Genomic DNA, 25,737 nt, shown 5'->3' on the forward strand with positions numbered 1-25,737 from the left:
CTGTCGCCCGCACCGGATCCCGGTGCGGGCGACAGCCGTTTTCAGTATCTCTAGCGGTGCTTGAAGACGGGCGCACGCTTCTCGACGAACGCCGCCATCCCTTCCTTCTGATCCTCGGTGGCGAACGTCGAATGGAACACCCGACGCTCGAACCGGACACCCTCGGTGAGCGTGGTCTCGAACGACCGGTTCACGGCTTCCTTCGCCATCATCGCGACCGGAAGGGACATCTCGGCGATGGTGGTCGCCGTCTGCAGCGCCTCGTCCAGGAGATCCGCGGCAGGCACGATCCGCGACACCAGCCCGGCACGCTCGGCCTCCTCGGCGTCCATGTTCCGGCCGGTCAAGCACAGTTCCATGGCCTTGGCCTTGCCCACTGCGCGCGTCAGCCGCTGCGAACCGCCGATGCCGGGGATGACACCGAGCTTGATCTCCGGCTGCCCGAACTTCGCGGTGTCGGCGGCGATGAGGATGTCGCAGAGCATCGCCAGCTCGCATCCGCCGCCGAGTGCGTACCCGGCGACGGCAGCGATTGTCGGCTTGCGGGCCGCGGCGAGCCGGTCCCATGCGGCGAAGAAGTCGTCGAGGTAGACGTCCATGTACGACTTGGGCTGCATCTCCTTGATGTCGGCGCCCGCCGCGAATGCCCGGTCGGAACCGGTGATCAGAATGGCGCCGATCTCCGAATCCTTCTCCAACTCCTCCACCGCCGACACGACCTCGCGCATCAGTTCGGAGTTCAGTGCGTTGAGCGCTTTCGGACGGTTGAGGGTGATGATCCCCACCCGGCCCTTGCGCTCGAGCAGGATGGTCTCGAAGTCGGTCACTGGTCTCCCTCGGTAGAACGTTCGCGGATGTCGTTGATGATGGCCGAGAAGTCCTGGCCACCACCACCGGCGGCGTGGAACCGGCTGTACAGTTCGGCAGCGCGCAACCCGAGGTCCGCCTCGACGCCGTTGGTCTTCAGCGCGTTCGCGGCGAGACCGAGATCCTTGTCCATCAGCGCGGCCGCGAAGCCCGGCTGGTAGTCGTTGTTGGCCGGGCTCGTCGGAACCGGTCCGGGCACAGGACAGTTGGTGGTGAGCGCCCAGCACTGACCCGACGCGTTGGACGCGACGTCGAACAGTGCCTGGTTGCTCAGGCCCAGCTTCTCGCCGAGGACGAACGCCTCGCTGATGGCGATCATCGACACGCCCAGAATCATGTTGTTGCAGATCTTCGCGGCCTGACCGTTGCCCGGGTCGCCGCAGTGGACGACCTTCTTGCCCATCACGTCGAGCAGCGGCTTCGCCGACTCGAAGTCGTCCGCGGTGCCGCCGACCATGAACGCGAGCGTTCCCGCGGTGGCGCCGACGACGCCACCGGAAACGGGTGCGTCCACCGAACGGTGGCCGGCCTCGACGGCCTCGTCGTGCGCCGCCCGGGCGTCCGCGACGTCGATGGTGGATGAATCGATGAACAGGGTTCCGGGCTTCGCGGCGGGCAGGATCTCCGCGTAGAGCCCGAGAACGTGCTTGCCGCTCGGCAGCATCGTGATCACGACGTCCACCTCGCGCACGGCCTCGACGGCCGAATCAGCGACGGTGACACCGTCTTTCACTGCCTGCTCGAGTGCGGCGGGCGCGAGGTCGAAGCCGACCACCGTGTGCCCCGCCTTGACCAGATTGGCCGCCATGGGGCCACCCATGTGGCCGAGTCCCAGAAATCCGACGGTAGTGCTCATAGCAGTCCCTCCTGGACGCTTGTGGCTGGTGGTCAGTGCTGCGTCTGCGGGGCGGTGAGGCCGAGTTCGAGGTCTCCGAGTGGTGCGAAGAACGCGTCGACCTGCGCGTCGTCGACCTCCTCGATCGTGGCGGGCGACCACTGCGGGTTGCGGTCCTTGTCGACGACCTGCGCCCGAATGCCCTCGACGAGGTCGGGCGAGCTCAGGCAGGCGACGGACACCCGGAACTCGTCGCCCAGGACTTCCTCGAGGCTGCCGGCCTGCCGGGCGCGGCGCAGCGATTTCAGGGTGACCGCGCACGCGGTCGGCGACTTCGAACGCACCTGCTCGGCCGCCTTCTCCGCCTCGGGGATCCCGCTGCCGCGCAGGCGGGCGACGATGTCGGTGACACGGTCGGCCGAGTACGCGGCGTCGATCCAGCCCTGCTGCGCCAGCAACTCCGAGGCCGGTGCCGGTTCGGTGAACTGTGCGAGCGCATCCTGAACGGTCGTGGTCGACAGCGTCTCGAGGAACTGCCCGATCCTCTCCGACGGGATGAAGTGGTCGGCGAACCCGCAGGCGATCGCGTCGCCGGCGCTCAGCCGTGCCGTCGTCAGAGCGATGTGGGTGCCCAGCTCGCCCGGGGTGCGGGCGAGCAGGTAGGTGCCCCCGACGTCGGGGACGAACCCGATCCCGGTCTCGGGCATCCCGATCATCGACCGTTCGGTGACGATCCGCACGCTGCCGTGCGCCGACACCCCGACCCCGCCGCCCATCACGATGCCGTCCATGATCGCCACGTACGGCTTGCCGTAGTTCGCGATGGCCGCGTTGAGGATGTACTCCTCGCGCCAGAACTCCCGCGACCCGGTGCCGCCGTCCTTGGCGTCGTGGTAGATCGACACGATGTCGCCGCCGGCGCACAGGCCCCGCTCCCCGGCACCGGTGATCACCACCGCCCGCACCGCGTCGTCGCCGGACCACACCGCCAGGGCCGCCGCGATCTGCCGCACCATCGCATGGTTGAGGGCGTTGATCGCCTTGGGCCGATTGAGCACGATGCGGCCCAGACCGCCGCTCTTGTCGATCAGAACTTCCGGTTCGGTGGATACCGCGTCAGTCATGCCGCTCCTTGCTTTCCCTGCCGGGCTCCCCCGACGACACTCCGGGCGATGACCAGGCGCATGATCTCGTTGCTGCCTTCGAGGATCTGGTGCACGCGCAGGTCCCGGACGATCTTCTCTATTCCGTACTCGGCAAGATAGCCGTAACCCCCGTGCAGTTGCAGCGCCCGGTTGGCGACCTCGAAACCGGTGTCGGTCGCGAACCGCTTCGCCATCGCACACAACTCCACCACATCCGGGGCGCCCTCCTCCAGCGCGGCCGCCGCCCGCCACAGCAACGTGCGTGCCGCTTCCAGTTCGGTGCGCATGTCGGCGAGCTGGAACTGCAGCGCCTGCGATTCGATCAGCGGCGACCCGAACGCCGTGCGGTCGGCCAGGTAGGCGACGGCCCTGTCCAGCGCGGTCTGCGCGCCGCCCACCGAGCACGCCGCGATGTTGAGCCGGCCACCGTTCAGCCCGGCCATCGCGATCCGGAAGCCACCACCCTCGGAGCCGAGCAGGTTCGCCGCCGGCACCCGCACGTCCTCGAAGATCACCTGACGGGTGGGCTGGGCGTTCCACCCCATCTTCACCTCGTTCGGCCCGAACGACAGACCCGGCGAACCCTTCGGGACGATGAACGCGGAGATCCCCCGCGGACCGCTCTCCCCGGTGCGGGCCATCACGACATAGACATCGGACGTGCCGGCACCGGAGATGAACTGCTTGACCCCGTTGAGCACGTAGTCGTCGCCGTCGCGGACCGCCTTGGTGCTCAGCGCCGCCGCATCCGAACCGGCGCCCGGCTCGGTGAGGCAGTAGCTGCCGAGCTGATCCATCGAGCACAGCCCGGGCACCCACGCGTGACGCTGCTCGTCGTCGCCGAACCTGTCGATCATCCACGTGACCATGTTGTGGATGGAGATGTAGGCGGCGATCGACGGGCAGCCCTTGGCGAGCTGCTCGAAGATGCGGGCGGCGTCGACGCGAGTCAGCTCGGATCCACCCACGTCCTCGCGGATGTAGATCCCGCCCATCCCCAGCGACGCCGCCTTGCGGAGGACGTCCACGGGGAAATGCTTGGTCTGATCCCATTCCACGGCGTGCGGTGCGAGATGCTCGGCCGCGAAGTCGCGGGCAGTGTCGCTGATCGCCCGCTCGTCATCGGTCAAGGTGAACATGGAGGTCCGTTCAGTTCATGGTGGGGATGACGAAGTGGTTGGTCTCTTCCTTCTTGCCCGAGGGCCAACGCTGCGTCACGGTCTTGGTCTTGGTGTAGAAGCGGAAGGAGTCGGGACCGTGCTGGTTCAGGTCGCCGAAGCCGGAGCGCTTCCAGCCGCCGAACGTGTGATACGCGATCGGCACGGGGATCGGCACGTTGACGCCGACCATGCCGACGTTCACGCGGTTCGTGAAGTCGCGGGCGGTGTCGCCGTCGCGGGTGAAGATCGCGACGCCGTTGCCGTACTCGTGCTCGGTCGGCAGGCGGAGCGCCTCCTCGTAGTCCGCGGCGCGGGCGACCAGCAGGACGGGTCCGAAGATCTCTTCCTTGTAGACGCGCATGTCGGTGGTGACCTTGTCGAACAGGGTCGCGCCGGCGAAGAAGCCGTTCTCGTGGCCTTCGAGGGTGAAGCCGCGGCCGTCGATCACGGCCTCCGCACCCTCGTCGATGCCGATCTGGATGTAGTTGTTCACCCGTTCGAGGGCATCCTTGCTGACCAGCGGACCGAAGTCGGCGGACTCGTCGTCGCTGCGGCCGATGGTGAGCTTGCCGACCCGTTCGGTCAGCTTGGCGATGAGCGCATCCGCCGTCTCCGCGCCCACCGGGACCGCGACGGAGATCGCCATGCAGCGCTCACCCGCGGAGCCGTAACCTGCGCCGATGAGGGCGTCGGCCACCTCGTCGAGGTCGGCGTCGGGCATGATGATCGCATGGTTCTTCGCGCCACCGAAGCACTGCGCGCGCTTGCCGTGAGCCGCGGCGGTCTCGTAGATGTACTGCGCGATGGGCGTGGAACCGACGAACCCGACAGCCTTGACGCGGTCGTCGGTGAGCAGGACGTCCACCACTTCCTTGTCACCGTTGACCACGTTGAACACGCCTGCAGGCAGACCGGCCTCGAGGAACAGCTCGGCCAGCCGCAGCGGCACGGACGGGTCGCGCTCGGACGGCTTGAGGATGAACGCGTTTCCGGCGGCCAGCGCGGGACCGGCCTTCCACAGCGGGATCATGGCCGGGAAGTTGAAGGGCGTGATGCCGGCGACGACGCCGAGCGGCTGACGCATCGAGTACACGTCGATGCCGGTTCCGGCGGATTCCGTGTACTCGCCCTTGAGCAGGTGCGGGGCGCCGAGGGCGAACTCGATGACCTCGAGGCCGCGCTGGATGTCACCCTTCGCGTCGGGGATCGTCTTGCCGTGCTCGGACGACAGGAGGCGTGCCAGCGAATCCATCTCCTCCTGCACGAGCTGGAGGAACTTCATCAGGACGCGGGCCCGCTTCTGCGGGTTGAACAGCGCCCATTCCCGCTGAGCATCCACCGAGTTCGCGATGATCGCCTCGGTCTCGGCCTTGTCGGCGAGCGGCACACGCGCCTGCACCTCGCCGGTGTTGGGGTCGTAGACGTCGCCGAACTTGTTGGAGGCACCGGGGACGCGCTTGCCGCCGACGAAGTGGGATAGCTCTTGAACCATTGTGCGAACCCGTTTCTTGCTCGATGATGAGGGAGTTCCGAATATGTAGCCCATCCTATAGTTGGATGTCCATGTATGTCCAGACGCAGACGATCCGGTCATGCTCACGAACCTACGATCGGGTCATGCTGATCCACTCTCCCGAGGAGCTGAACTTCCTCCGCATCCTCCGGACCAACCCGTGCATCACCACGATCCTGGACCGTGCACCCCAGCTCGGCCTCTCGGACTGGTACCTCACCGCAGGAGCCGTGTTCCAGACCGTCTGGAACCACCTCGACGGCCGCGACCCGCAGTCGGGAATCAACGACTACGACCTCTTCTACTTCGACGACAGCGACATCGGTTACGAGGCCGAAGACGCCGTCATCCGGAAAGCCGGCACCCTGTTCGACGACCTCGACGTGCGCGTCGAGGTCAGAAACGAAGCACGTGTGCATCTTTGGTACGAAGACCACTTCGGCGTGCCCGCGACACCCTTCACCGACTGCAAGGACGCGATCGACCACTTCGCCTCCACCACCTGCTGCTACGGCATCCGCAGACACACCACCGGAGACGACGAGATCTACGCTCCCCACGGATTCACCGATCTCTTCGACATGATCCTGCGCCCCAACCCCGTCCTCGCCCCGCGCGAAGTGTACGAATCCAAAACCGCCCGGTGGCAGAAGGAATGGCCCCGACTGACCGTGGTGCCGTGGCCGGAGTGAGCGTTCAGTGCTTCCGCACGACGTGCTCCGGTTCTCCCGGCTTCCAGATCGTGATGTCCATGTGGCCGTCGCCGACCTCCACTGCCGAGCCGCCGGTGAGGTCGGCTCGGTAGCAGTGATCGAACTCCTGCCCCCGGATGTCGAACCCGGTCTCGTCGAACAGCGCCTGCGCGAAACGCTGATGCAGGGCCTTGTCCTGGACGTCGTCGACGACACCCCACAGCTTCGCGTCGCCCTCCTTCACCTCGGTGTCGACGGTCGCGGTGTGCAGGCAGAAACGCGGATCGCGCGCCAGGTCCCGGAACTTCGTGGTGTTCGGCATTCCGGCGATCCACAACTGATCCTCGAAGAATCTCGGCTCGACCGGGCTGATCCGCGGAAATCCGTCGGAGCGAAGCGTGCCGAGCATGCACAGGTTTCCGGTCGCCGCGTGCCTGCGGGAGAAGATAGCGGCAATCCGCGGAGCAGCTTCGGCGAACTCATTCCAGCTGGCCATGCACACGACCCTACGACGATTCCCATGGCCACCGGGTCAAGACGCACGCAATTGTGCGATCAGTGCCGCCTCGACTTCCGACTGTCGCGCGGCCGCCGGGAGCGGCGGCGCCGCCGATCGGTAGTGGTGCCCGGTCGGAGTGCCGACGTCGAGCAGATGGGTGCGGCCGGGTCTGCTCACCGGACGGGCGGTCCACCCGTCGCCTTCCTTCGCGTAATTGCAGGCCTCACACAGCCCGGACCCGTTGTGCACGCTTGTGGAACCACGCTTTCGGCGAGAGCGGATGTGGTCGTGATGGCGGATCGGCGCATCACACCACGGCGTGCGGCAGGTCTGATCGCGGACGTCGATCAGCTTCCGCAGACTCTTCGGGAACGTGCGCGACTGCGATTACATCGCCGTCAACGCCCCCGACTGCGGGCACGAATACACCCGTTGCAACGACGTCTCGGTGTCTGAACCGACCGCATCCGCCACCAGGCGCCGGGCGATCCCCGCCGGCACCGGCCCGAACCCCTGTAGCTGCGCGGCCTCGTGCCCGCCGGCAAGCAAGGTCTCGTCCGAGAGCACGAGGTTCACCGCCATCGGAACACCCGATGCCACTGATACTCCGGTGCCGCGCTCGAACAACAGGTCCACCATCAACTGATTGCGGGTGCGGCCGCCGCTGTTGCCGGTCGCAATCAGGCTGTCCGCATCCCGGCCCAGCGTGTCCTGCAAACACACCGCCTGCTCGACCGGCATCAGCACGCTCAGAAAGGCCATGGAATCCGGCGCCGGACGCGTCGTCACCCGACGCTCGGACACTGCCTTCCGATGCCGACGCATCACGGACGCGGCGTCGAGCTCGACCGCCAACGCTTTCGCCCTCGCGATCAGACCGCGGTCCCCGACGCCGTCGAGAGTGGCCGGGTCCGAACACAACCGGCGGTCCACGATTGCCCGATCCGCCGCCGACAGGCACGCCGTTTCCCGCACCAACAGGGTGGCCCGCCATTCATTCAGCCGACCGGTCTGCAACAGGGCCAACGTATGGGGCATCTCGTGCACCAGAGCCTGCGCGAAACCGAGGTGTCGGCCGCCACGGTTCGGGGATTCTCTGCGCGCCAATGCAATCTGCGAGGCAATCCCGCGGCCCCACTCGGATCGCGGAAGTCTCCGGGCCTCACGATCCTTTCGGATACTGGTCGCGACGTCGTCGGTGATCACCGCCTGCGCCGCGCACCCGACCGACTTCAACGCCTCGATCGCATCGAGCCACTCGATCCCCAACCCCGCATCCCCGCCGGCGGACACCACACGCAGCCGCGCCGTGAACGCACGCAACTCGGCCAGATCCGGTGCCATCACTTCCCCCACAACCAACCTCCCCCAAGGCAGTTCGAATGCATGTTCGACTCTAGCAGCCGATCTGCACCACCGGCAATAGCCGATGAAATCAGACCCCCAGCGCCGCCGCCGCGGCCCGGGCGAGGGATTCATCGACGGCGTCGTAGCCGCCGGACCCACCGCCGGGACCACCGCTGTCGGTGACGGTGCGGCGAGCGGAGAGGTGCACGGCGTCGACACCGGTGCCCGCGACCGCGGCGATGTCCTCGACGCGGATCCCGCCACCTGCCATCACTTGGATCCGCCCGTGCGCGTGGGCGACCATGCCGGACAGGGCGTCGAGGCCGTCGATGCACCGCGGCGCTCCTCCCGAGGTGAGGACCCGGATGATCCCCGATCGCGCGAGCGTGTCGATGGCGGTCGCTCTGTCGGCGACGACGTCCATCGCACGATGGAACGTCACCTCGACCGCGTACGGGTCGATGCCGTCGAGTAGGCGAGCCAGAGCGTCCCGGTCGACGGACATGTCGGGCGTGAGTGCACCGAGCACGACCCCGGCCGCTCCGGCGCTCACCGCAGCCCGGACGTCGCGGGCCATGACCGCGATCTCGTCGGCGTCGTAGACGAATCCTCCGGGTCGGCAACGGATCAGCGGGTGCACCGCGATCCCCTGGGCCGCGACCGCTTCGATCATGCCGAGGCTCGGCGTCAACCCGCCGGTCGCGCCGAGCGCGGTGCACAATTCGACGCGCACCGCGCCGGCACGCCGCGCGATCCGGGCACCCGCGACGTCCTGGACCGCTAGTTCGAGTACGGGTGTCATCTAGAACGACTGCCAGGAAGGCTTGTGTTCCAGCGCATACCGGTAGTAGTCGGCGAGCTGCAACTTGCTCGCCGCGGCTTCGTCGATCACGACGGTCACGTGCCGGTGCAGCTGCATCACCGACGCCGGGCAGAACGCGGCGAGCGGTCCCTCCGCGGCGGCGGCGATCGCCTCGGCCTTGCCCTTGCCGAACGCGATCATCACCAGGTGCCGGGCTTCGCTGATGGTGCCCAGCCCCTGGGTGAGGACGTGGTGCGGGACGTCGTCGACGCTGTCGAAGAACCGCGCGTTGTCGAGGCGGGTCTGCTCGGTGAGGGTCTTGACGCGGGTGCGGGAGGTCAGCGCGGAGCCCGGCTCGTTGAATCCGATGTGGCCGTCGGTCCCGATGCCGAGAAGCTGCACGTCGACGCCACCCGCCTCGGCGATGGCCGCGTCGTACCGCGCACCTTCCTCGGCGACGTCGGGCGATTCGCCGTTCGGGCTGAGCACACGATCCGGGTCGAGGTTCACGTGGTCGACGAACTCCGAGCGGATCACCGAGAAGTACGACTGGTCATGGCTTTTCGGAAGTCCGACGTACTCGTCCAGCAGAAATGCCCGAGCTTTCGAGAAGTCCAGTCCGGACTCACGGTGCCTGCGGGCGAGTTCCCGGTAGCTCCCGAGCGGGGACGAGCCGGTCGCGAGGCCCAGCGTCGTCGGACCGCGGCGCACGTACCCCTCGACGATGTCCGCGACGGTCGAGCCGACCTCCGACGGCGTCTGCCGGATTACGATTTCCATGCGAGTCCTTCCGTTTCGGCGGGTATTCCGCCGACGAACACGCCGCGAGGGCGCAGTTGGTGATCGGTCACGACGATATCGGCGCGGCGGCCCGGGGCGAGGCTGCCGCGTTCGGACTCCAGGCCGACCAGCCGGGCGGGAGTCCTGGTGGCGGAAGCGACGGCGTCGACGAGTCCGACGCCGCTGTCGACGACGGCGGTGCGGACCACGTCCAGCAGTCGTGCGGTGCCGCCCGCGATGGCCCCCTCGGACCCGTCGGTGGTCGCGAGCCGGGCCACACCGCGCGAGACGCGCACGTCCAGGGGCCCGAGCTGGTAGTCGCCGTCCGTGACGCCGGCGGCGGCCATGGCGTCACTGACGAGGACGATCTGGTCGGGTCCGACGGTGTCGAACACCATCGACACGGTCTCGGGCGCGAGATGCACTCCGTCCGCGATCAATTCGACGACGATGTCTCCTCGACCGGCCGCGGCCAGGAATGCGGCCACCGGCCCCGGCGCGCGGTGATGCAGTGGCGGCATCGCGTTGAACAGGTGGGTGGCGGTCAGTGGGCCGCCGGAGGCGTCGGCGATTCTCGCGGACGTGGTCGCCGCGTCGGTGTCGGTATGGCCGAGGCTCGGTAGCACGTCACGCCGGCGCATCGCGGCGAGAAGTTCGCCGAAGTGCGCGGTCTCCGGCGCCAGCGTCATCGACCGGACGGTGCCGCGCGCCGCGTCGCAGATCCGCTCGAACAGGCCGGGATCGCCGGGGATCACGGACGCGGGATCCTGCGCACCGCACCGGGCACCGGAAATGAACGGGCCCTCCAGGTGGATCCCGAGGAGCTCACCGCGTTCCACCAGATCGGCGAGAACCCCGGCCTGCCGGAGCAGGTCCTGCTCCCCCGCCGAGACCAGGCTGCCGAGCAGTCCGGTGGTGCCGTGCTCGCGGTGATGATCCGCGGCCCGTCTGGCGCCGTCGGCGTCGGTATTGGGGAACCCCGCGCCGGCGCCGCCGTGGCAGTGCAGGTCGATCAGGCCCGGCAACAGTATCGACGAACTCGGTTCCGGCAGCGGCACCTGTCCGCGGTACTGCACCGCGGAGCCGACCCAGGAGATGCGGTCGTCGTCGGTGACCACCACACCGTCGGCGATCACGCCGTCCTCCACGACGACCTTGCCACGCAGGATCATCGAAGCGCTCCGGGCGCGAGAGCTGCCACAGCCGATCGTCCGGCCTGCGGGGACCGTGCGCCGCGTGCGGCGGCGGCCATCTCCCGGCACAGGCCGAGGTCGGTGGCGGCCAGACGGGCACGCACAGCGCCCAGCGACGGGGCCACCATGGACAGGCTGGTGACGCCCAACCCGACCAGCACCGGCGCCAGCGCGGGATCGGACGCGGCTTCCCCGCAGACACCGACGGGTGCGCCTGCCTCTGTCCCTGCCGCGCCGACCAGGCCGATCAGGTCCAGGACGGCGGGCTGCCACGGGTCGAGCAGTGGGGCGAGGCTGCCTGCCATCCGGTCCACGGCGCACGTGTACTGGCTCAGGTCGTTGGTCCCGATACTGACGAAATCGAGGTGTTCGAGCAGGTCGCGGGCACGCAGCGCCGCCGAGGGGATCTCGATCATCGCCCCGACCTTGGCGATACCCCGCGCGCGGGCGAGCGCGGCGAACCCCTCCGCCTCCTCGGCCGTCGCGACCATCGGCGCCATCACCCACAGGTCCGCGCCGGTAGCGGCCGCGGCAGCGCCGAGCGCCTCCAACTGGGTGGCCAGGACGTCCGGGTAGACGGCGCCGACCCGCAGCCCCCGCACGCCGAGAGCCGGGTTCTCCTCCGCGCCGAGGTCCAGGAACGGCAGTGGTTTGTCGGAACCGCTGTCGAGTGTCCGGACCACCACCTTGCGTCCCGCGAACTGCTCGAGCACCGAGGTGTAGGTGGCGATCTGCTCGTCGAGGGCGGGCGCGATCTGCCTACCGAGGTACAGGAATTCGGTCCGGAACAGCCCGACACCCTCCGAATCCGCGGCAGCGGCACGCGCGGCGTCGTCGACCGTCCCGATGTTGACGAGCAACCCGACGGGTGCCCAGTCCCGGGTGCGCCCCGGTCCCCGCGAACCCTCCACCCGCGCTCGCGCCTCCGTGATCTGTTCCGCCACCTCGGCCTGCCGGAGGTCGCTGGGGTCGACGACGATCTCGCCGGTCGTCCCGTCGAGCACCACAGGCCTTCCCTCGACCAACCGGTCGAGTTCGGCGCAGTTCACGATCGCGGGCAGGCCGAGCGATTTCGCCAGGATCGCAGTGTGAGAAGTCGGTCCGCCCTCTGCGGTGAGCAGCCCGACCACGTCGCTGCCGCCGAGCATCGCGGTGTCCGCGGGCGAGAGATCCCGAGCGACGAGAACGAACGGGTGCCCGGGATCGGGGATGCCGGGCATCGGCACCCCCAGCAGTACCGCGACCGCACGGTTCCCGAGGTCACGCAGGTCCGCGACACGCTCGGCCAGATACCCACCGAGGGCCTCGAGCTTGACGCAGTAGCCGGCGAACGCGACGCTGACGGCGTGTGCCGTCGGCATGCCGGCGCGGAGGTTCTCCTCGGCGGCGGACACGATTCCCGGGTCGCGGGCCATGGAAGCCGACACGAGCAGGATCTCGGACGCGACGCCGTCCACCTGCGCGGCGCGGGCTTCGAGATCGCCGGACACGGTCGCGAGGGCGTCCCGCACACGGGCGAGTTCGGCCGTGACCGATTCGCCGACAGGGTCTTCGGCCGACGTCGCGACCGGTGTCCCGAACGCGAGCCAGGGTGCGCAGACCAGCCCCGGACTCACCCCGAGGCCGTGCACGAGAACTTCGGTAGCCGTCGACATCAGGCGGCGTCGAGGTCGGAGGCGAGCAGGTCTGCGAGGCGGTCGAGGGCCTCCTCGCTGCCCTCCCCTTCCGCGGTGATCGTCACCTCGGTGCCGAACTCGGCGCCGAGAGTCATCACCGCGAGCATGCTGCCTGCGTCCACCGGCGCGGACTCGCCGACCGCGATCTGCACTGCGACCGGTACCGCCGCGGCGGCCTGGGTGAACTTCGCAGCGGGACGGGCGTGCAGTCCGACCTTCGAACCGATGAGGACCGTTCGTGTAGCCATGCTCACTGACCTGCCTTTTCCGTGTCGGCGCTCGTTTCCGCGTCGTCCTCCCGACCGGGAGTGCGCAGATTCCATTTCTTGATGACGAAGCTGAACAGGACGTAATAGATCACCGCGTACCCGAGCCCGATGGGGATCAGCATCCACGCGTTGGTGGCCTTGCCGAAGTTGAGCACGTAGTCGAAGAAGCCTGCGGAGAACGTGAATCCGTCGTGGATGCCGAGCGCGTTGACGAGCGCCATCGAGGTGCCGGTGAGGAAGGCGTGGATCAGGTACAGCGGCCAGGCGACGAACATGAACGCGAATTCGAGGGGCTCGGTGATCCCGGTGAGGAACGCCGTCAGCGCGGTGGAGAGCATGATGCCACCCACGACCTTCTTCTGCGACGGCCGCGCGTTGCGCCAGATCGCCAGTGCGGCAGCGGGAAGGGCGAACATCATGATCGGGAAGAAGCCGGTCATGAAGATGCCTGCACTGGGGTCGCCGGCAAAGAACCGGTTGAGGTCGCCGCGGACGAGTTCGCCGCTCGCGTTCTGGTAGTCGCCGACGAGGAACCACACGGTGGAGTTCAGGATGTGATGCAGTCCGGTCGGGATGAGCAGGCGGTTGGCCATGCCGTAGACGCCGCCACCGACGACGGAGTTCTCGGCGACGGTCTCGCCTACCCACGTCAGTGCGGAGTTGAACGCCGGGTACAGGAACGCCATGAGGACGCCGACGACGAGACCGGTGAGGGCGGTGAGGATGGGAACGAGCCTGCGCCCGTTGAAGAATCCGAGGTAGTCGGGCAGTTTGGTGCGGTAGAACCGCTGCCACAGAATGGCGGACAGCAGGCCCATCACGATGCCCGCGAGCACACCGTAGTTGATCAGCGCCTGGTCGCCGTTCGGATCGGTCTTGCCTTCGAGGACGACCGGCGACATGGCCTCGAACACGCCGTTGATGACCATGTATCCGACCACTGCGGCCAGGGCGGTGGACCCGTCGGCCTTCTTGGCCCATCCGATGGCGATGCCCACCGCGAAGATGAGGGGCAGCCAGGTGAACACTGCCTGGCCGGCTGCGGAGATGACGGACGCGGCGGTGTGCATCGAGTCGAATCGGCCGAGGAGGTCGTCCTGGCCGAGCCGCAGCAAGATGCCGGCCGCGGGAAGTACCGCGATCGGCAGCATCAGGCTGCGCCCGAGGCGCTGTAACCCGGCAAACACCGCTGATTCCTTTTTCGGGCTGTCTACGACAGTCATATCGGCCTTCTCTGTGCGCTTCGGTCGCCGAATCGGCGTCTGGTGAGTCCCGAAACCGGCGGCGGCGAGCGCGTCGTACGGCTTCGGGAAAACTATTGTGGACCAGCACCCCCAACGGGTACTGTCCGGTCATAACCAGTTGCTAGTTTGACCAGGTGAGCACAGGATGTCAACAGGCAAATGTGATCCAGCTAACCCATCCAGCACCATCACCTGCAGCTCGAACGCGAACTACGAGGGAGAACCGATGTCCAAAGCGGACGCAATCATCAGCGGCCTCGGCGGTGCCGACAACATCGTCGAGATCGAGGCCTGCATCACCCGCCTGCGCACCGAGGTCAAGGACGGCGCCAAGGTCGACGAGGCCGCGCTCAAGGCCGCAGGCGCCCACGGCGTGCTGAAGGCGGGCAGCGTCGTCCAGGTCATCGTCGGCCCCGAGGCGGACACGCTGGCCGAGGACATCGAGGACATCCTGTGAGCCTGTCCGTGCAGGCTCCGCTGCCCGGCCGAGTGCTCGCCCTCGCCGACGTGCCCGACCCCGTGTTCGCCGGACAGATGGTGGGTTCCGGAGTCGCGATCGAACCAGCGCGCGACCGTGGCGCCCTCGACGTGCTCGCACCGATCTCGGGCAAGATCCTCAAACTGCACCCGCACGCGTTCGTCATCCTGGGCTCGGCGGGCGGCGGTGTGCTGGTGCACCTGGGAATCGACACCGTGAAGCTGAAGGGCGAGGGGTTCACCCTGCTGGCGGCGGAAGGTGACGAGGTCGACGCGGGTGATCCCGTGGTGCGGTTCGATCCGACCGAGATCGACGGCACCGGATACTCCGCCATCTGCCCGATCGTCGTCATGGATTCCACGCCGGATTCGGTGTCCACCGACACCGTGGGATCCGACGTGAGCACGGGCGACGCCCTGTTCGACTGGACGGCGCCGTAGGGACAGAGGGAACCTGCGTTCGGACACATCGACGTGGTGCGGGTCGGCGAGGGTACGCCGGTCCGCATCATCGTCCGGGCGCCGGCGCAACTCGCCACGAAATCAACTCAGCGTGCGGCTGATTCATGTCGGCCACGGATCCCGAGTGGCCGCGACCGTGAAGGCTTCAGGACGGGTTCTCGATGCTGTAGATGAGAGTCAGGACGCCTCGGCTGGCCTCGGTGGCGTGACCGGACAGTCCGGTCAGTTCCGCAGTACCCGAATGCGGGATCACGGTGCCGAACGTAGTCTGGTCCGGGCCGTCGGCCAGACCGCCATGTTGAATGACGAACGTTCCGTGCCGGCCGTCCAGTGTCGCTTGGATGCGTTCCGAAGCCACGTAACCGGCACCTTCGGGACCCTGCGCGGTCAGAACCTCCGCGACCCCGGTTCCCGCCAGAGCGCCTCGGTAGGTCTTGCGGATCACGACCCTGGTCAATTTCGGGCCTTCGGCCGGCTCGTCGTAGGGAATCTCATCCCAGCTGTCGATGTCGAACTCGGCCTTGACTGTTCGTTGCGTTGTGGTGTCAGCCATGAGCAGAGAATGCCAGACCGGACCGACAACTGTAAGCCTGGCTCAGACGCTGCGCTGAGCCCGCTCCCCCTGAACTTCCATCTGCAGTTGATAGCGATCGGACCGATACCAGCTGCGGGTGTGCTCGACCGGTGTGGGGCCGCTGAAGGACACCCGGTCGAAGTACATCACCGGGGCGCCCTTCTTGATGCCGAGCAGGGTCGCGATCTCCTGGCTCGCCCCGTCGGCGCTCACGGTCTGCTCCGCCCGGTCGATCGGCATGCCGTACTTGTCGGCGGTGGCCCGGTAGATCGAGCCCGTGAGGTCGAGGTCCAGCAGGCCGGGAAGCAGCGAGGCGTTGAACCACCCGTCGTCCACGCTGACCGGTTCGCCGTCCGCCAGCCGCAGCCGTTTGACGTGATAGGCGCTGGTGTCCGGCGCGATGCGCAGCGCCTTCGCGGTGGCCTCCGGCGCCGCGTCCTCCTCGCTCTCGAGCACCACCGTCGTCGGCTTGTGCCCCTGCGCCCGCATCTCCTCCGTGAACGAGGCCAGGTGGAGTTTCGACTGCACCGGACGATGCGCCACGAACGTGCCCTTGCCACGCACCCGCACCAGGTGGCCCTCGTTGACGAGCTGCCCGATCGCCTCCCGCACCGTGATCCGACTGACGCCGTAGTCCTGCATCAGTTTTCGTTCACTCGTCATCAGGTCGCCGGGCTGAAGTTCCTTGGTGCACTTGTGCAGCAGGATGGCACGGAGTTGCTCGTGCTTCGGAATCACGCTGTCGCGTAGATGTACGGGCATCATTCCGGCGGCTCCAGCTCTGTCAGGGGTCGGACACATCGGATCAGACAGTGGGACTGCAAAGGTCCCGTCCGGTCCGGTCCAACCACGAGAATACGTGATCCGGACGCTCCGGCCTACCGTGCGGCCTCGGCCAACACCTCCAGATACTTGCGCGTCATCACCCGCTGCACGACCCGGCCCGCGGGTCCGCCGAGCCGGGTGAACCACCGACCCGGTTTCGAGAACGCCGAGATGGTCGCGAGCACGGTGCCGTCCGGCCGCTGTTCGACGACGAAGCTCTCCTCTCCGCTCTCGGGGTGACCCGGCAGCGTCCCGTAGGCGAATCCCCTGCGATGCGGTTCGTCGACCACGTAGACGACCCGGCAGGAGAACGTCAGCCGAAGCGGACCGATGCCCCATCGCAGTTCCACCGACGTGCCGGGTGCGGCCGTCGGAGCGTCGGCCCGCACGTCCAGCCCGGCGCCGCGGTGCATACCCCAGGCACAGAGGTGGGTGGCGGCCGCGTCGAATGCGTCTGCCCCGTAACCGATCACCTTCTGCTCGGTCAGATGGTGATATCCCGCGGGGAAGGGAACGTCGCGGCTCGCACCCACCTCCGGGTACGTGAACGCGGGCAGATCGTCTCGGGAGCTACTGATGGCGGGATCCTCTCGGTCCGGACGTCACGAGCAGGTGGAAAGGCACGTTACCCGGCGCACGGCCTCGAGGCCTTCCGGGGTGCCCGGCCAGTGCCGGGCCACGACCTGCGGGCCCGCGCGGCGAACCACCGAACGAAGCGTGAGACCGATGATGATCACGTCGTCGGCGTATCCGATGACGGGGACGAAATCGGGTATCAGATCGATCGGAACCGCGAGGTAGACCAGCAGCAGGACGAGCCGGACGCGCACACCGCGGGGCAGGTCCGGATCGGCTGCGAGCCGGCGCAGGAGACGGAGCAGATCCGGCAGCAGCCGGATCGCCTCCCCGATACGGGTGCTGTCGGGTCTCGATCGCCACAGCACCAGCGCCAACACCACCCAGGCGACCAGCAGGCCCACTGCCGCGCCGATCAGGATTGGCCATGCCGCCGCCCACACCTGCCCCGGATCCATACGCTGCGCCTATTGCTCCGACCGGACCGCAGGACGGATGTTCTGGTTCACGTGGAAGAGGTTGTCCGGATCGTACTTCGCCTTCACCTGTGCGAGCCGGTCGTAGTTGCCGAGGTAGGAAGCACGCACGCGGTCCTCGCCCTCGGACATCATGAAATTGACGTACGCCCCGCCCGCCGTCGTCGGGTGGAGGGCCTCCCAGTACCGCTTGGCCCAGTCCGTGATGACCTCGGCGTTGGCCGGATCCGGGTCGACACCGACGATCACCCCGGCCCAGCCGCCGTCCCGGTACGCGAACGCGGTGGCATCCTCGGCGACCCGCGTCGCCGCGCCGTCGATGGGATACATGTGCATGGTCGAATGACCGGTGGGCAGCTGACGGCCGAACTCCAGATGGATGTCGATGGCGTCGTCGGAGATCTCCCGGACGAAGTCCGCGCGCCAGTACCACTGCAACCCCGCCGGGTACAGTCCGTCGAAGGCGGATTGCAATGCGGTGAAGGGCATTTCGTGGAGTCCGACCAGCAGCGGGTTTCCGAAGTCGCGGATCGGTTCGAGTACCGCGTCGGCCTTGTCCGGGTCGCCGGTGTAGCACCAGACGATGCCGCACGCCTTGCGTCCCCACAGTTCCTCGGGGAACGGGGGCGCCGGCGGAATGGTCAGCAGGCCGATCCAGCCGTTGAGTTCCTCGGGCAGCGACGGCAGGAGTTCGCGATACCACCGCATCACGTCGGGGGTGTCTTCCAGGTCGTACAGCACCGGCCCGCCGACGACGGTGCCGTGGTCGCCGATGTCGTGACACGCGAACTGGAACGACGTGACCACACCAAAGTTTCCGCCGCCTCCCTTCAGCGCCCAGAACAGGTCCGGGTGGGACCGTTCGCTCGCCGTCACCAGAGTGCCATCGGCGAGGACGACATCGGCGCTGAGCAGGTTGTCCACGGTGAGACCGAAACGGCGCGTCAGGTAGCCGATTCCGCCGCCGAGCGTCAGCCCGCCGACACCGGTGGAGGCGATGAACCCGGACGGGGTGGCCATGCCGAACGGCACGGTGGCATGGTCGACGTCGCTCCAGGTGCACCCGCCGTCCACCCGGACGGTCCGGTCGGCCGGCGACACCGTGGTTGCGCGCATCCCCGACAGATCGATCACGAGGGCGTCGTCCCACACGCCGAGACCTCCCGCGTTGTGTCCCCCGCCGCGAACCGCGAGTTCGACGTGATGCTCCCGCGCGAACCGCACGCACGCGACGACATCGGCGGCGTTGGCGCACCGTGCGATGGCCGCGGGTCGACGGTCGATCATCGCGTTGTACACCGCACGCGCGTCGTCGTAGCCGTCGTCGTCGGGGGTGATCAACTCTCCGCGCAACGATGCGGCCAGTTCCGCATAGGGGGGCGGCGTCGTCGTCGACGGTGTCGAATTCGTGGTGGTGGTGCTCATGACCTTCTCCTCGGATCGGCGGGCCCCGGACGGGCCTTACCTGGTAATTCACACCGTAGGAATCCGGCGTTCGCGCACCGTTCGCGGCGACGTCCCGCCCGCGAACGGCCCGGCGCCCGCACGCAGGCGCAGCACCTGCGGCAACCACCAGCGGTCGTCGTACTGCTCGGCGGCGATCAGGGCGGCATCGAGCGTGGCGCGGGCCGCGCAGGTGTGACCGACGTCGATCTGGACCTCCGCCAGCAGCGAGAGCCAGTAGGCCATGCGCGCGAACGCCCGCTGCCGCCGCAACTCGGCGAGCCCCTGGCGGATCTTCGCGATACCGGGTTCGCCGCCGACGAGCCTGCCTTCGAGGATCTGCGACCACTGGCTGTAGTAGGCGAAGTGGTAGCGCTCGCACAGCTCCCGCAACTCGGTGAGTGAGGCGAGGAGCGCGGTGTCGTCGCCTCGCATCTGATTCAGCACCGACGCGTATCCCAACGCCACCGCGAGACTGTAGGGGTGGCCGCAGGTCCTGCCCAATGCGAGGGCATCCGCGCACGACCGCGCCGCCTTCTGCTCGTCACCGATCATCCAGTACGCGTGCGACTCCCAGGCGTGGGCATGCACTTCGAGCCTGGTTCCGAGGATGAAGGAATAGTCGTCGGAGAACGATCTCAGCGCGACGTCGAAATGTTCGATCGCATCCCTCGGCCGGCCGAGAGCCAGGGCAGCCCCCGCCACGGAGAACTGCGCCTGACCCTCGAATTCGGGATCGGCCGCGGACAGTTCGAGGGCACGCGCGCCGATGCCGTGGGCCTGCGCGGTGTGCCCCTGCACGAAATGTGCCGCGAACAATCCGATCAGGGCGCCGAGCACGATTTTCGGCCGCCGGAGACGCTGCCCCAGCTCCACGGTGCGGTCCAGCGTCTGCTCGAGCTCGGCGGAGGAGTACCCGTACAGGGTGGTCAGCGGCGCCGACATGCCCTGCCGCACGTCCACCTCGTGAGCGTCCCGGTTGCGGCCCACCGGCATCGCCTCGAGAAGGTCGAGGCAGTCCCGGAAGTGCCGCAGAGCCTCCGCGTTCGCGAACATGCTGGCTGCCATCTCGGCGGCGCGCTGCAGGTAGTGGAGGGCGCGGTCGGGGCGGCCGCCGCGCCGGTACTGCTCGGCGAGCTGCGCTGCCACGTCGTCGGTGCTGCCCGCGTGGAGAAGTTCGAGTCCCTGCGCGAGGCGCCGATGCAGGAGCCAGCGGCGCGGCGGGCTGACCGAGCGGTACGCGGCCTCCCGGACCAGGTCGTGCACGAAGTCGTAGCCGGTGCCCGCCGGCCGGACGATCCTCCGCCGCCACAGTTCGTCCACCGCCTGGACGAGAGAATCCGTGTCCAGGTCGCTCGCCTCGCTGAGCAGGTCCAGATCGAAATCCGTGCCGAGCGCAGCGGCAAGGCCGGCGACGTCCCGCGCGGGTTCCGAGCACTGTTCGAGCCGCCGCTGCAGCACCTCCCCCAGGTCGTCGGCGCCCCCGGTAGCATCCGTGCCGGGCACCATCCTGGCGGCCTCGACGACGTACAGCGGGTAGCCGCCGGTCGCGGCGTACAGGACCGCCTCCTCCGCGGGGTCCAGCGCCCGGCCGCCGAGGGACCGCGCCAGTTCCGCGGTCCCCTCCGAGGTCAACGGGTCCACCTCGACGTCCGTGACCAGCCGTGCCGACCGGAGGGCTCGCAGCGCTTCCCGCACATCGTGGCGGGACCGCGCCTCGTCCGTGCGGGCGGTCGCCGCCACCAGGACGCACATGTGGGTGTCGAGTGAGAGCAGGAACGCCAGCCAGGCCGCCGTCTCCGCGTCGCACCACTGCAGATCGTCGAGGACGAGCAGGACCGGCCGGCCGGACGACAGCACCGCCCGCGTCGTGCCCTCGAAGAACCGGTGACGCTGCCATGCGTCCACCATCGCCCGGGACGTCGACGGTCGCGGCCCGGCCTCGGCGCTCGGGACCAGCCGTTCGACCTCGGCCCGCCACATCGGGTTCAGAGACCCGATCGCGGACCGAAATCCCGGGCTGCGCAGCCACTCGGCGACGGGCGCCAGCGCGACGCGGCCCGGCAGTCCGAAACACCGCGTCGTCGCCACCACCGCCCCGTCGGCGCGGGCGATCTCCGCGAGTTCGGTGGTCAACCGGGTCTTGCCGACACCCGCGTCCCCCGAGACGAGCAGCAGTCCCTGCCTGCCGTCGAGTGACTGCCGCCAGCGCCGTTGTAGCTCCCCGCGTTCACGCTCCCGTCCGATCAGAGCGGGCACCGCGGCCCGGACGCGTTCGGGCCTGCGAGATGCGGCGGCACCGGCCCTCGGGTGCTCCCCCAGCAGGTTGTCGAACAGTCTGCTGGTCGCCGCGCTCGGTGCGACCGCGAGTTCGGTTTCCAGAACGGCCGCGCACCGGTGGTAGGTGGTCATCGCCGCCGCCCGGTCGCCCGACGCGGCCTGCAGTTCCATGAGCGTCCGGTACCCGACCTCCTCCAGTGGGTCGAGCTGGATACGCCGGCGTGCGCACGCCGTGGCCGTCTCCACGTCACCCGACTCCCGCAACACCCGCACCGTCGCCTCACAGAGTTCGACGCACTGCCTGCGCAGCACCTCGCGGTGCTCGAGGACCCAGTCTTCGTACGTGCCGGGCATGAGCTCGCCGCGATAGGTGTCGATCGCGCGGTCCGCGTGATCGAGAAATGCCCGCGCGTCGGAATCGGCGAGGGCGGCGACGGCGGACGACCGCTCGTTGCGGAAAGTGTCGACGTCCACCCGGCACGACGGCGAGTCCGTCCAGGTGAGCGTCGGCCCATCCGCCGCGAGCGCACCGTCCGATCCGAGGAGACCGCGAAGGTTGTGCAGTTCCCGCCGGAGGTTGGTGCGGGCCTGCTGCTCGCTCGACTCCGGCCAGAACAGCCCGGCGAGACGGTTCCTCGACTGGGCGAGACCGGCGTGCAGCACCAGATAGGCCAGCAGCGCGATCGCCCGTGACGAGATGGGGCCGACCCGGGCATCCTCCGGGTTCGATACACGCTGTTCGCCGAGCAGGTAGACCGTCAACATGACTGACCAGCTCCCGGTCGCGGAACGAGGCGAGCTTCCGCGTCCTCATCATCGCACGGTCAGCGGAAGTGCTGGTACAGCGCTTTCAGCTCCCGGATCGCGGCGTCCACCGCACGCTCGTCCTCACTGACCGATCGGACCGCTTTCCGCAGCAGCAGGGGGTCGAGATCGTCGATCGCCGCCCGGAAGTCGGCGTCGGGCAGGGCGGGCAGCGAGGAGTCGTCGCCGAACCAGTCGTCGACGTCCGCGTCGGAGGAGTCGCCGCCGACACCGTCGATCAGCATGTCCAGATCGACGCCGCGCAGCGTCAGGATCTCGAGCGGGTTCTCGTCGATGCGTTCGGTGGTGAGGTACGCGACCGCGGCCGCATGCTTGCACGGCCAGCCGTCGTCCGGGCAGGTGCAGTCGTAGTTCAGCGCCGACGCCCCGGCGGGCAGCAGCAGGGGCCCCAGAACCTCCGGAACTCCGCCGCCCGCCAGCATCGCGAGACTGCCGGGTTGCCGACGCACCAGCGCGACGAGTTCCGCGACTTCCGCCTCGTCGAGGCGGTCGATCGAGACGGTCGCGACGAACGGCTGGAGCTGACTGCCCTGGACCTCCCCCGTGACCATCCCACCGGCGATCTCGAGCGAGATCACCTGACCGCTGCGCGCGTAGTTCCGCCCGCGGCTCATCCGGCCCTTGTCGGCGACGAACTCGATGATGTCCACGAACTCGCGGCCCCACCACGTGCGCCCGAACGATCCCCGCCGGGACCGTGCCTCCAGCCCGCCCGTCACCGGTCGTCGCTTGCCGTACTGGCCGAAGTACGGCCCGGGTCGCCGGTTCGTCATTCGCCCACCGCCTCGTCACCGAGTCGCAGCAGTTCACCCAGTTGCTCGGTGCTCATCTCCGTCACCCAGTTCTCACCCGTCCCGACGGCGAGATCGGCCAGCTCCTGCTTGGTGGCGATCATCGCATCGATCCGTTCCTCCAGGGTTCCGACGCACACGAGCTTGCGCACCTGCACGTCCCGCCGCTGGCCGATCCGGAACGCCCGGTCCGTGGCCTGGTTCTCGACCGCCGGGTTCCACCACCGGTCGAGGTGGACGACGTGATTGGCCGCGGTGAGGTTCAGGCCCGTCCCGCCCGCCTTCAGCGAGAGCATCATGATCGGCGGCCCGTCGTCGCCCTGGAACGAGGCCACCATGTCGTCGCGCTTCTGCTTGGAGACACCCCCGTGCAAAAACGGTACGGTGGTACCGAAACGCTCCGCGAGGTACGGGGTGACGAGGTCACCGAATTCCCGGAACTGGGTGAACAGCAACGCCTTCTCGCCGTCCGCGACCACGGAGTCCAGAATGTCCTCGACGAGCCCCAGCTTGCCGGAGCGGTGCTGTCCGCGCCGCATCACCGCCGACCCGTCGCGCAGGAAATGCGCCGGGTGGTTGCACACCTGCTTGAGTTTCGTCAGGGCAGCGAGGACGGCGCCCTTGCGCTTCATCCCCTTCTTGTCCTTGATCTGCGCCATCATGTCGTCGACCACCGCCCGGTACAGCGCGGCCTGCTCCGCGGTGAGGTTGGCGCGGACCGTCATCTCGAACTTGTCGGGGAGGTCGGCGATGACCGCGGGATCGGTCTTGACGCGGCGCAGCACGAACGGGGACGTGACCGCGCGGAGCCGGGCGACGGCCGTCTCGTCCTGCTCCCGCTCGATCGGCACCACGAACCGCTTGCGGAACATCGCCTCCGAACCCAGAATGCCCGAATTCGCGAAGTCCAGGATCGAGCGCAATTCGTCCAGTCGGTTCTCGACCGGAGTGCCCGTCAGCGCGACGCGGTGTGCCGCCGGAATGCTCCGCGCCGCCCGCGCCTGCGACGTCTTCGCATTCTTGATGTGCTGCGCCTCGTCCAGCACGACGCGCCGCCAGTCCTGCTCCTTCAGCTCTGCGACGTCGCGGGCCAGCAGCGCATACGTGGTGATCACCAGATCGCTCTGCGTCACGGCGGCCGTGAAGTCGTCACCGCTCAGCCGCTGCGGACCGTGGTGGACGAGCACCCGCAGCGAGGGAACGAAGCGTGCCGCCTCGCGCTGCCAGTTGCCGACCACCGACATCGGGCACACCAGCAGGGTGGGGGTGGGCGCGTTTTCATGGGCCAGCAGCGCGAGCAACTGCAGCGTCTTGCCGAGACCCATGTCGTCGGCGAGGACGGCGCCGAGACCGAGGCGGCTCATGAACACCAGCCAGTCGAGCCCCCGCTTCTGGTACGGGCGCAGCGTGGCGTCCAACCCGTCCGGCGTCGGCACGTCCTGAGGCTTCGTGTCGCCGTCCAGCAACGCGGCCGCCCAGCCGGTGGCCGTGACCTCCTCGACGGGAAGGTCGGAGAGATCGTCCGCGATCAGGTCTTTCAGCAGGTCCACGATGGCCCGGTCGCCGCTGGCGTGCCGCTCCGCCACGTAGCGCGCCGCGCGGGACAGCACCTCCTGGTCCGCCCGGACCCACTCGCCGCGCAGCCGCACGAGATCACTCTTCGAGTTGACCAGTCGATTCATTTCCGCGGCGGTGAGAACCGTGTCGCCGAGTGCCAGCTCCCAGTTGTACTGCACCAGCTGGTCTTTGCCGACCGCCCGGTTCTCCGCGCTCGCCGGGGTGCTCGGCGAGCTCACCCTCAGCCGCATCGACGGCGACGCCACACTCCACGCCCGCGGCAGCAGCAGGCTGATGCCCTTCTCCTTCAACGCCACCGCCCCGTGCCCGACGAGGTCGATGACCACGGCGGTGGGCAACATCAGGTCCAGGCTGTCGGGGTCACTGGGGACGTCCTGCAGTCGCGGGTAGGCGGAGACGGCCTCCGTCAGTTTGCGCACCCCGATCTGCAGGCGGCTCGCCTCCGTGCGGTGCAGCGGAATCGGCACCGGCGCTTCGCCTTCCGGACGAAGACAGACCTCCAGTCGCCACAACACCGTGTCCGGATCCCAGTCCCCCTCCACGTCCACGTCTTCCGGCTCGAGGAGCCGCAGCACCAGTTCGGGCTCGTCCACCTTGAGGCTGTCGCGCCACCCGTCCAGCGAACCCGACAGCTGGGCGGTGCCCTCGGCGAACTGGTCGCCGCGCACGAGCGCCGCGATCAGCGGGTGATCCGCATCGATGCCGGAATCGTCCGGGTGCCGTCGTTCGAGGACCCGGCGGGCGACGGGATCGGTCAGCTCGGTGACCATGTCGTCGAGCACGGCCCGGGGGGTCGTGCCGTGACGCTGGACCGGCGGCATCGCGACGGCCAGCTCCGTGAGCCACGCACGCTGGCGCTCACCGCCGAGCAGCCGCCAGCGCGGCCACCAGCCGCCCTCCGCCCGGTGTGCCTCGGGCACCACCCGGCCGGCCCGTGCCCACCGCTCGACACCGCGGGCGACGTGGGCGAGGTAGCGCAGATCCCCGGCGATCCGGGGGTCGCGGGCAGACACCGACAGCAGGAACTCCGTCGCATCCGGCGGTGCCAGCGCGACCGCGGCCCACTCGAGCATCTCCGGCCCCGACGGCGTCGGCATCGGCACCTTCACGTGGTGCCGGAACTTCCGTGCCAGCACCCGTCCGACCGCATCCGTCGGCTCCTCGGCGGCCGGATTCCGGTCCTCGACCCACAGCATGAGGCCCGAACCGGGTGTCCAGAGGCCGTGCAGCATGCACCCATCCAATCAGGCGCGACCGACAGCGGGAGAAGTCCCTGCTCGAGACATGTAACCCTCGACGATATTCCACCGATGAACGAGTTGGCGGCTGTCCACGCCGGTAACTCACCGGGATCGCTGCCGAACGTGATCGCAGTGATCGGAGGAAGACAAAATGGACATGGAACAGA

Annotated in this window: 23 protein-coding genes and 1 pseudogene; 3 read left to right on the forward strand and 21 right to left on the reverse strand. The window is 68.4% G+C overall.

The window, feature by feature from the left end; translation table 11 throughout:
• Nucleotides 1-50: 50 nt before the first annotated feature.
• From DTA22_RS05310 to DTA22_RS05330, 5 genes are read right to left on the reverse strand one after another with little or no spacing between them, the layout of a single operon-like run.
• Nucleotides 51-827, reverse strand: a complete 777-nt coding sequence (locus DTA22_RS05310; protein WP_005252879.1) for an enoyl-CoA hydratase — start codon at nucleotides 825-827, stop codon at nucleotides 51-53.
• Complete coding sequence (gene mmsB, locus DTA22_RS05315; RefSeq protein ID WP_128970134.1) at nucleotides 824-1,759, reverse strand: 3-hydroxyisobutyrate dehydrogenase; 936 nt, start codon at nucleotides 1,757-1,759, stop codon at nucleotides 824-826. The genes DTA22_RS05310 and mmsB overlap by 4 nt, the downstream gene beginning before the upstream one ends.
• Complete coding sequence (locus DTA22_RS05320; protein WP_112298676.1) at nucleotides 1,756-2,826, reverse strand: enoyl-CoA hydratase/isomerase family protein; 1,071 nt, start codon at nucleotides 2,824-2,826, stop codon at nucleotides 1,756-1,758. Before DTA22_RS05320 ends, mmsB begins: the two co-directional genes overlap by 4 nt.
• Nucleotides 2,823-3,986, reverse strand: a complete 1,164-nt coding sequence (locus tag DTA22_RS05325) for an isobutyryl-CoA dehydrogenase (protein ID WP_112298677.1) — start codon at nucleotides 3,984-3,986, stop codon at nucleotides 2,823-2,825. Before DTA22_RS05325 ends, DTA22_RS05320 begins: the two co-directional genes overlap by 4 nt.
• A gap of 10 nt (nucleotides 3,987-3,996) precedes the next feature.
• A complete protein-coding gene (locus DTA22_RS05330; RefSeq protein ID WP_112298678.1) occupies nucleotides 3,997-5,499 on the reverse strand; it encodes a CoA-acylating methylmalonate-semialdehyde dehydrogenase in 1,503 nt (500 codons plus the stop codon).
• Nucleotides 5,500-5,624: 125 nt separating this feature from the next.
• Between DTA22_RS05330 and DTA22_RS05335 the strand changes: the two genes are divergently transcribed.
• Complete coding sequence (locus DTA22_RS05335; protein ID WP_112298679.1) at nucleotides 5,625-6,212, forward strand: nucleotidyltransferase family protein; 588 nt, start codon at nucleotides 5,625-5,627, stop codon at nucleotides 6,210-6,212.
• Between the two features lie 4 nt (nucleotides 6,213-6,216).
• On the opposite strand, the gene DTA22_RS05340 is transcribed toward DTA22_RS05335, so the two are convergent.
• From DTA22_RS05340 to DTA22_RS05375, 8 genes and pseudogenes are all read right to left on the reverse strand, one after another.
• Nucleotides 6,217-6,708 (reverse strand): pyridoxamine 5'-phosphate oxidase family protein, encoded by a 492-nt coding sequence (locus DTA22_RS05340; RefSeq protein ID WP_112298680.1) that lies wholly within the window; start codon nucleotides 6,706-6,708, stop codon nucleotides 6,217-6,219.
• A gap of 36 nt (nucleotides 6,709-6,744) precedes the next feature.
• Nucleotides 6,745-8,067, reverse strand: a pseudogene (locus DTA22_RS05345) (HNH endonuclease).
• A 79-nt stretch (nucleotides 8,068-8,146) separates the two neighbouring features.
• Nucleotides 8,147-8,860, reverse strand: coding sequence for a copper homeostasis protein CutC (locus tag DTA22_RS05350; RefSeq protein ID WP_112298681.1), 714 nt, complete (start codon nucleotides 8,858-8,860; stop codon nucleotides 8,147-8,149).
• On the reverse strand, nucleotides 8,861-9,640 hold the full coding sequence (nagB, locus tag DTA22_RS05355; protein ID WP_037240039.1) for a glucosamine-6-phosphate deaminase: 780 nt from the start codon (nucleotides 9,638-9,640) through the stop codon (nucleotides 8,861-8,863).
• Nucleotides 9,628-10,812, reverse strand: a complete 1,185-nt coding sequence (locus DTA22_RS05360; RefSeq protein ID WP_112298682.1) for an N-acetylglucosamine-6-phosphate deacetylase — start codon at nucleotides 10,810-10,812, stop codon at nucleotides 9,628-9,630. Before DTA22_RS05360 ends, nagB begins: the two co-directional genes overlap by 13 nt.
• The gene (gene ptsP, locus DTA22_RS05365) at nucleotides 10,809-12,488 is read right to left on the reverse strand and encodes a phosphoenolpyruvate--protein phosphotransferase (RefSeq protein ID WP_112298683.1); all 1,680 of its coding nucleotides are present in this window, start codon (nucleotides 12,486-12,488) and stop codon (nucleotides 10,809-10,811) included. The genes DTA22_RS05360 and ptsP overlap by 4 nt, the downstream gene beginning before the upstream one ends.
• Nucleotides 12,488-12,763, reverse strand: coding sequence for an HPr family phosphocarrier protein (locus tag DTA22_RS05370; protein ID WP_005563035.1), 276 nt, complete (start codon nucleotides 12,761-12,763; stop codon nucleotides 12,488-12,490). The genes ptsP and DTA22_RS05370 overlap by 1 nt, the downstream gene beginning before the upstream one ends.
• Nucleotides 12,760-14,001, reverse strand: coding sequence for a PTS transporter subunit EIIC (locus DTA22_RS05375; protein ID WP_052033584.1), 1,242 nt, complete (start codon nucleotides 13,999-14,001; stop codon nucleotides 12,760-12,762). The genes DTA22_RS05370 and DTA22_RS05375 overlap by 4 nt, the downstream gene beginning before the upstream one ends.
• A gap of 247 nt (nucleotides 14,002-14,248) precedes the next feature.
• On the opposite strand from DTA22_RS05375, the gene DTA22_RS05380 reads away from it, so the two are divergent.
• Both DTA22_RS05380 and DTA22_RS05385 read left to right on the forward strand, forming a co-directional pair.
• Nucleotides 14,249-14,479 (forward strand): glucose PTS transporter subunit EIIB, encoded by a 231-nt coding sequence (locus DTA22_RS05380; RefSeq protein WP_005563039.1) that lies wholly within the window; start codon nucleotides 14,249-14,251, stop codon nucleotides 14,477-14,479.
• Nucleotides 14,476-14,940 (forward strand): PTS sugar transporter subunit IIA, encoded by a 465-nt coding sequence (locus tag DTA22_RS05385; protein ID WP_037240055.1) that lies wholly within the window; start codon nucleotides 14,476-14,478, stop codon nucleotides 14,938-14,940. Before DTA22_RS05380 ends, DTA22_RS05385 begins: the two co-directional genes overlap by 4 nt.
• 166 nt (nucleotides 14,941-15,106) lie before the next feature.
• Here DTA22_RS05385 and DTA22_RS05390 read toward each other — a convergent pair whose 3' ends face one another.
• The 8 genes from DTA22_RS05390 to DTA22_RS05425 form a co-directional block, all read right to left on the reverse strand.
• The gene (locus tag DTA22_RS05390) at nucleotides 15,107-15,514 is read right to left on the reverse strand and encodes a DUF3224 domain-containing protein (RefSeq protein WP_112298684.1); all 408 of its coding nucleotides are present in this window, start codon (nucleotides 15,512-15,514) and stop codon (nucleotides 15,107-15,109) included.
• Between the two features lie 42 nt (nucleotides 15,515-15,556).
• A complete protein-coding gene (locus DTA22_RS05395; RefSeq protein ID WP_037240057.1) occupies nucleotides 15,557-16,300 on the reverse strand; it encodes a GntR family transcriptional regulator in 744 nt (247 codons plus the stop codon).
• A 113-nt stretch (nucleotides 16,301-16,413) separates the two neighbouring features.
• Nucleotides 16,414-16,893, reverse strand: a complete 480-nt coding sequence (locus tag DTA22_RS05400; protein WP_037240059.1) for a DUF1990 family protein — start codon at nucleotides 16,891-16,893, stop codon at nucleotides 16,414-16,416.
• Between the two features lie 69 nt (nucleotides 16,894-16,962).
• Nucleotides 16,963-17,394, reverse strand: a complete 432-nt coding sequence (locus DTA22_RS05405; RefSeq protein ID WP_112298685.1) for a YkvA family protein — start codon at nucleotides 17,392-17,394, stop codon at nucleotides 16,963-16,965.
• A gap of 9 nt (nucleotides 17,395-17,403) precedes the next feature.
• A complete protein-coding gene (locus DTA22_RS05410; protein WP_112298686.1) occupies nucleotides 17,404-18,837 on the reverse strand; it encodes an FAD-binding oxidoreductase in 1,434 nt (477 codons plus the stop codon).
• Between the two features lie 48 nt (nucleotides 18,838-18,885).
• Nucleotides 18,886-21,900, reverse strand: coding sequence for an ATP-binding protein (locus DTA22_RS05415; RefSeq protein WP_112298687.1), 3,015 nt, complete (start codon nucleotides 21,898-21,900; stop codon nucleotides 18,886-18,888).
• Between the two features lie 59 nt (nucleotides 21,901-21,959).
• A complete protein-coding gene (locus tag DTA22_RS05420) occupies nucleotides 21,960-22,733 on the reverse strand; it encodes an SWIM zinc finger family protein (RefSeq protein ID WP_037240066.1) in 774 nt (257 codons plus the stop codon).
• A complete protein-coding gene (locus DTA22_RS05425; protein WP_112298688.1) occupies nucleotides 22,730-25,561 on the reverse strand; it encodes a DEAD/DEAH box helicase in 2,832 nt (943 codons plus the stop codon). Before DTA22_RS05425 ends, DTA22_RS05420 begins: the two co-directional genes overlap by 4 nt.
• Nucleotides 25,562-25,737: the final 176 nt, after the last annotated feature.

This window comes from Rhodococcus wratislaviensis (assembly GCF_900455735.1).
Lineage (GTDB): Bacteria > Actinomycetota > Actinomycetes > Mycobacteriales > Mycobacteriaceae > Rhodococcus_F > Rhodococcus_F wratislaviensis.

Excerpts from the sequence above, each read along its gene's own strand:
- DTA22_RS05425 (WP_112298688.1), bottom strand. The coding sequence starts at position 25,561 with ATGCTGCACGGCCTCTGGACACCCGGTTCGGGCCTCATGCTGTGGGTC.
- DTA22_RS05375 (WP_052033584.1), bottom strand. The coding sequence starts at position 14,001 with ATGACTGTCGTAGACAGCCCGAAAAAGGAATCAGCGGTGTTTGCCGGG.
- DTA22_RS05350 (WP_112298681.1), bottom strand. The coding sequence starts at position 8,860 with ATGACACCCGTACTCGAACTAGCGGTCCAGGACGTCGCGGGTGCCCGG.
- ptsP (WP_112298683.1), bottom strand. The coding sequence starts at position 12,488 with ATGTCGACGGCTACCGAAGTTCTCGTGCACGGCCTCGGGGTGAGTCCG.
- DTA22_RS05390 (WP_112298684.1), bottom strand. The coding sequence starts at position 15,514 with ATGGCTGACACCACAACGCAACGAACAGTCAAGGCCGAGTTCGACATC.
- DTA22_RS05380 (WP_005563039.1), top strand. The coding sequence starts at position 14,249 with ATGTCCAAAGCGGACGCAATCATCAGCGGCCTCGGCGGTGCCGACAAC.
- DTA22_RS05340 (WP_112298680.1), bottom strand. The coding sequence starts at position 6,708 with ATGGCCAGCTGGAATGAGTTCGCCGAAGCTGCTCCGCGGATTGCCGCT.
- DTA22_RS05320 (WP_112298676.1), bottom strand. The coding sequence starts at position 2,826 with ATGACTGACGCGGTATCCACCGAACCGGAAGTTCTGATCGACAAGAGC.
- DTA22_RS05335 (WP_112298679.1), top strand. The coding sequence starts at position 5,625 with ATGCTGATCCACTCTCCCGAGGAGCTGAACTTCCTCCGCATCCTCCGG.
- DTA22_RS05395 (WP_037240057.1), bottom strand. The coding sequence starts at position 16,300 with ATGATGCCCGTACATCTACGCGACAGCGTGATTCCGAAGCACGAGCAA.
- DTA22_RS05420 (WP_037240066.1), bottom strand. The coding sequence starts at position 22,733 with ATGACGAACCGGCGACCCGGGCCGTACTTCGGCCAGTACGGCAAGCGA.
- DTA22_RS05325 (WP_112298677.1), bottom strand. The coding sequence starts at position 3,986 with ATGTTCACCTTGACCGATGACGAGCGGGCGATCAGCGACACTGCCCGC.
- DTA22_RS05410 (WP_112298686.1), bottom strand. The coding sequence starts at position 18,837 with ATGAGCACCACCACCACGAATTCGACACCGTCGACGACGACGCCGCCC.
- DTA22_RS05415 (WP_112298687.1), bottom strand. The coding sequence starts at position 21,900 with ATGTTGACGGTCTACCTGCTCGGCGAACAGCGTGTATCGAACCCGGAG.
- DTA22_RS05360 (WP_112298682.1), bottom strand. The coding sequence starts at position 10,812 with ATGATCCTGCGTGGCAAGGTCGTCGTGGAGGACGGCGTGATCGCCGAC.
- DTA22_RS05330 (WP_112298678.1), bottom strand. The coding sequence starts at position 5,499 with ATGGTTCAAGAGCTATCCCACTTCGTCGGCGGCAAGCGCGTCCCCGGT.
- nagB (WP_037240039.1), bottom strand. The coding sequence starts at position 9,640 with ATGGAAATCGTAATCCGGCAGACGCCGTCGGAGGTCGGCTCGACCGTC.
- DTA22_RS05405 (WP_112298685.1), bottom strand. The coding sequence starts at position 17,394 with ATGGATCCGGGGCAGGTGTGGGCGGCGGCATGGCCAATCCTGATCGGC.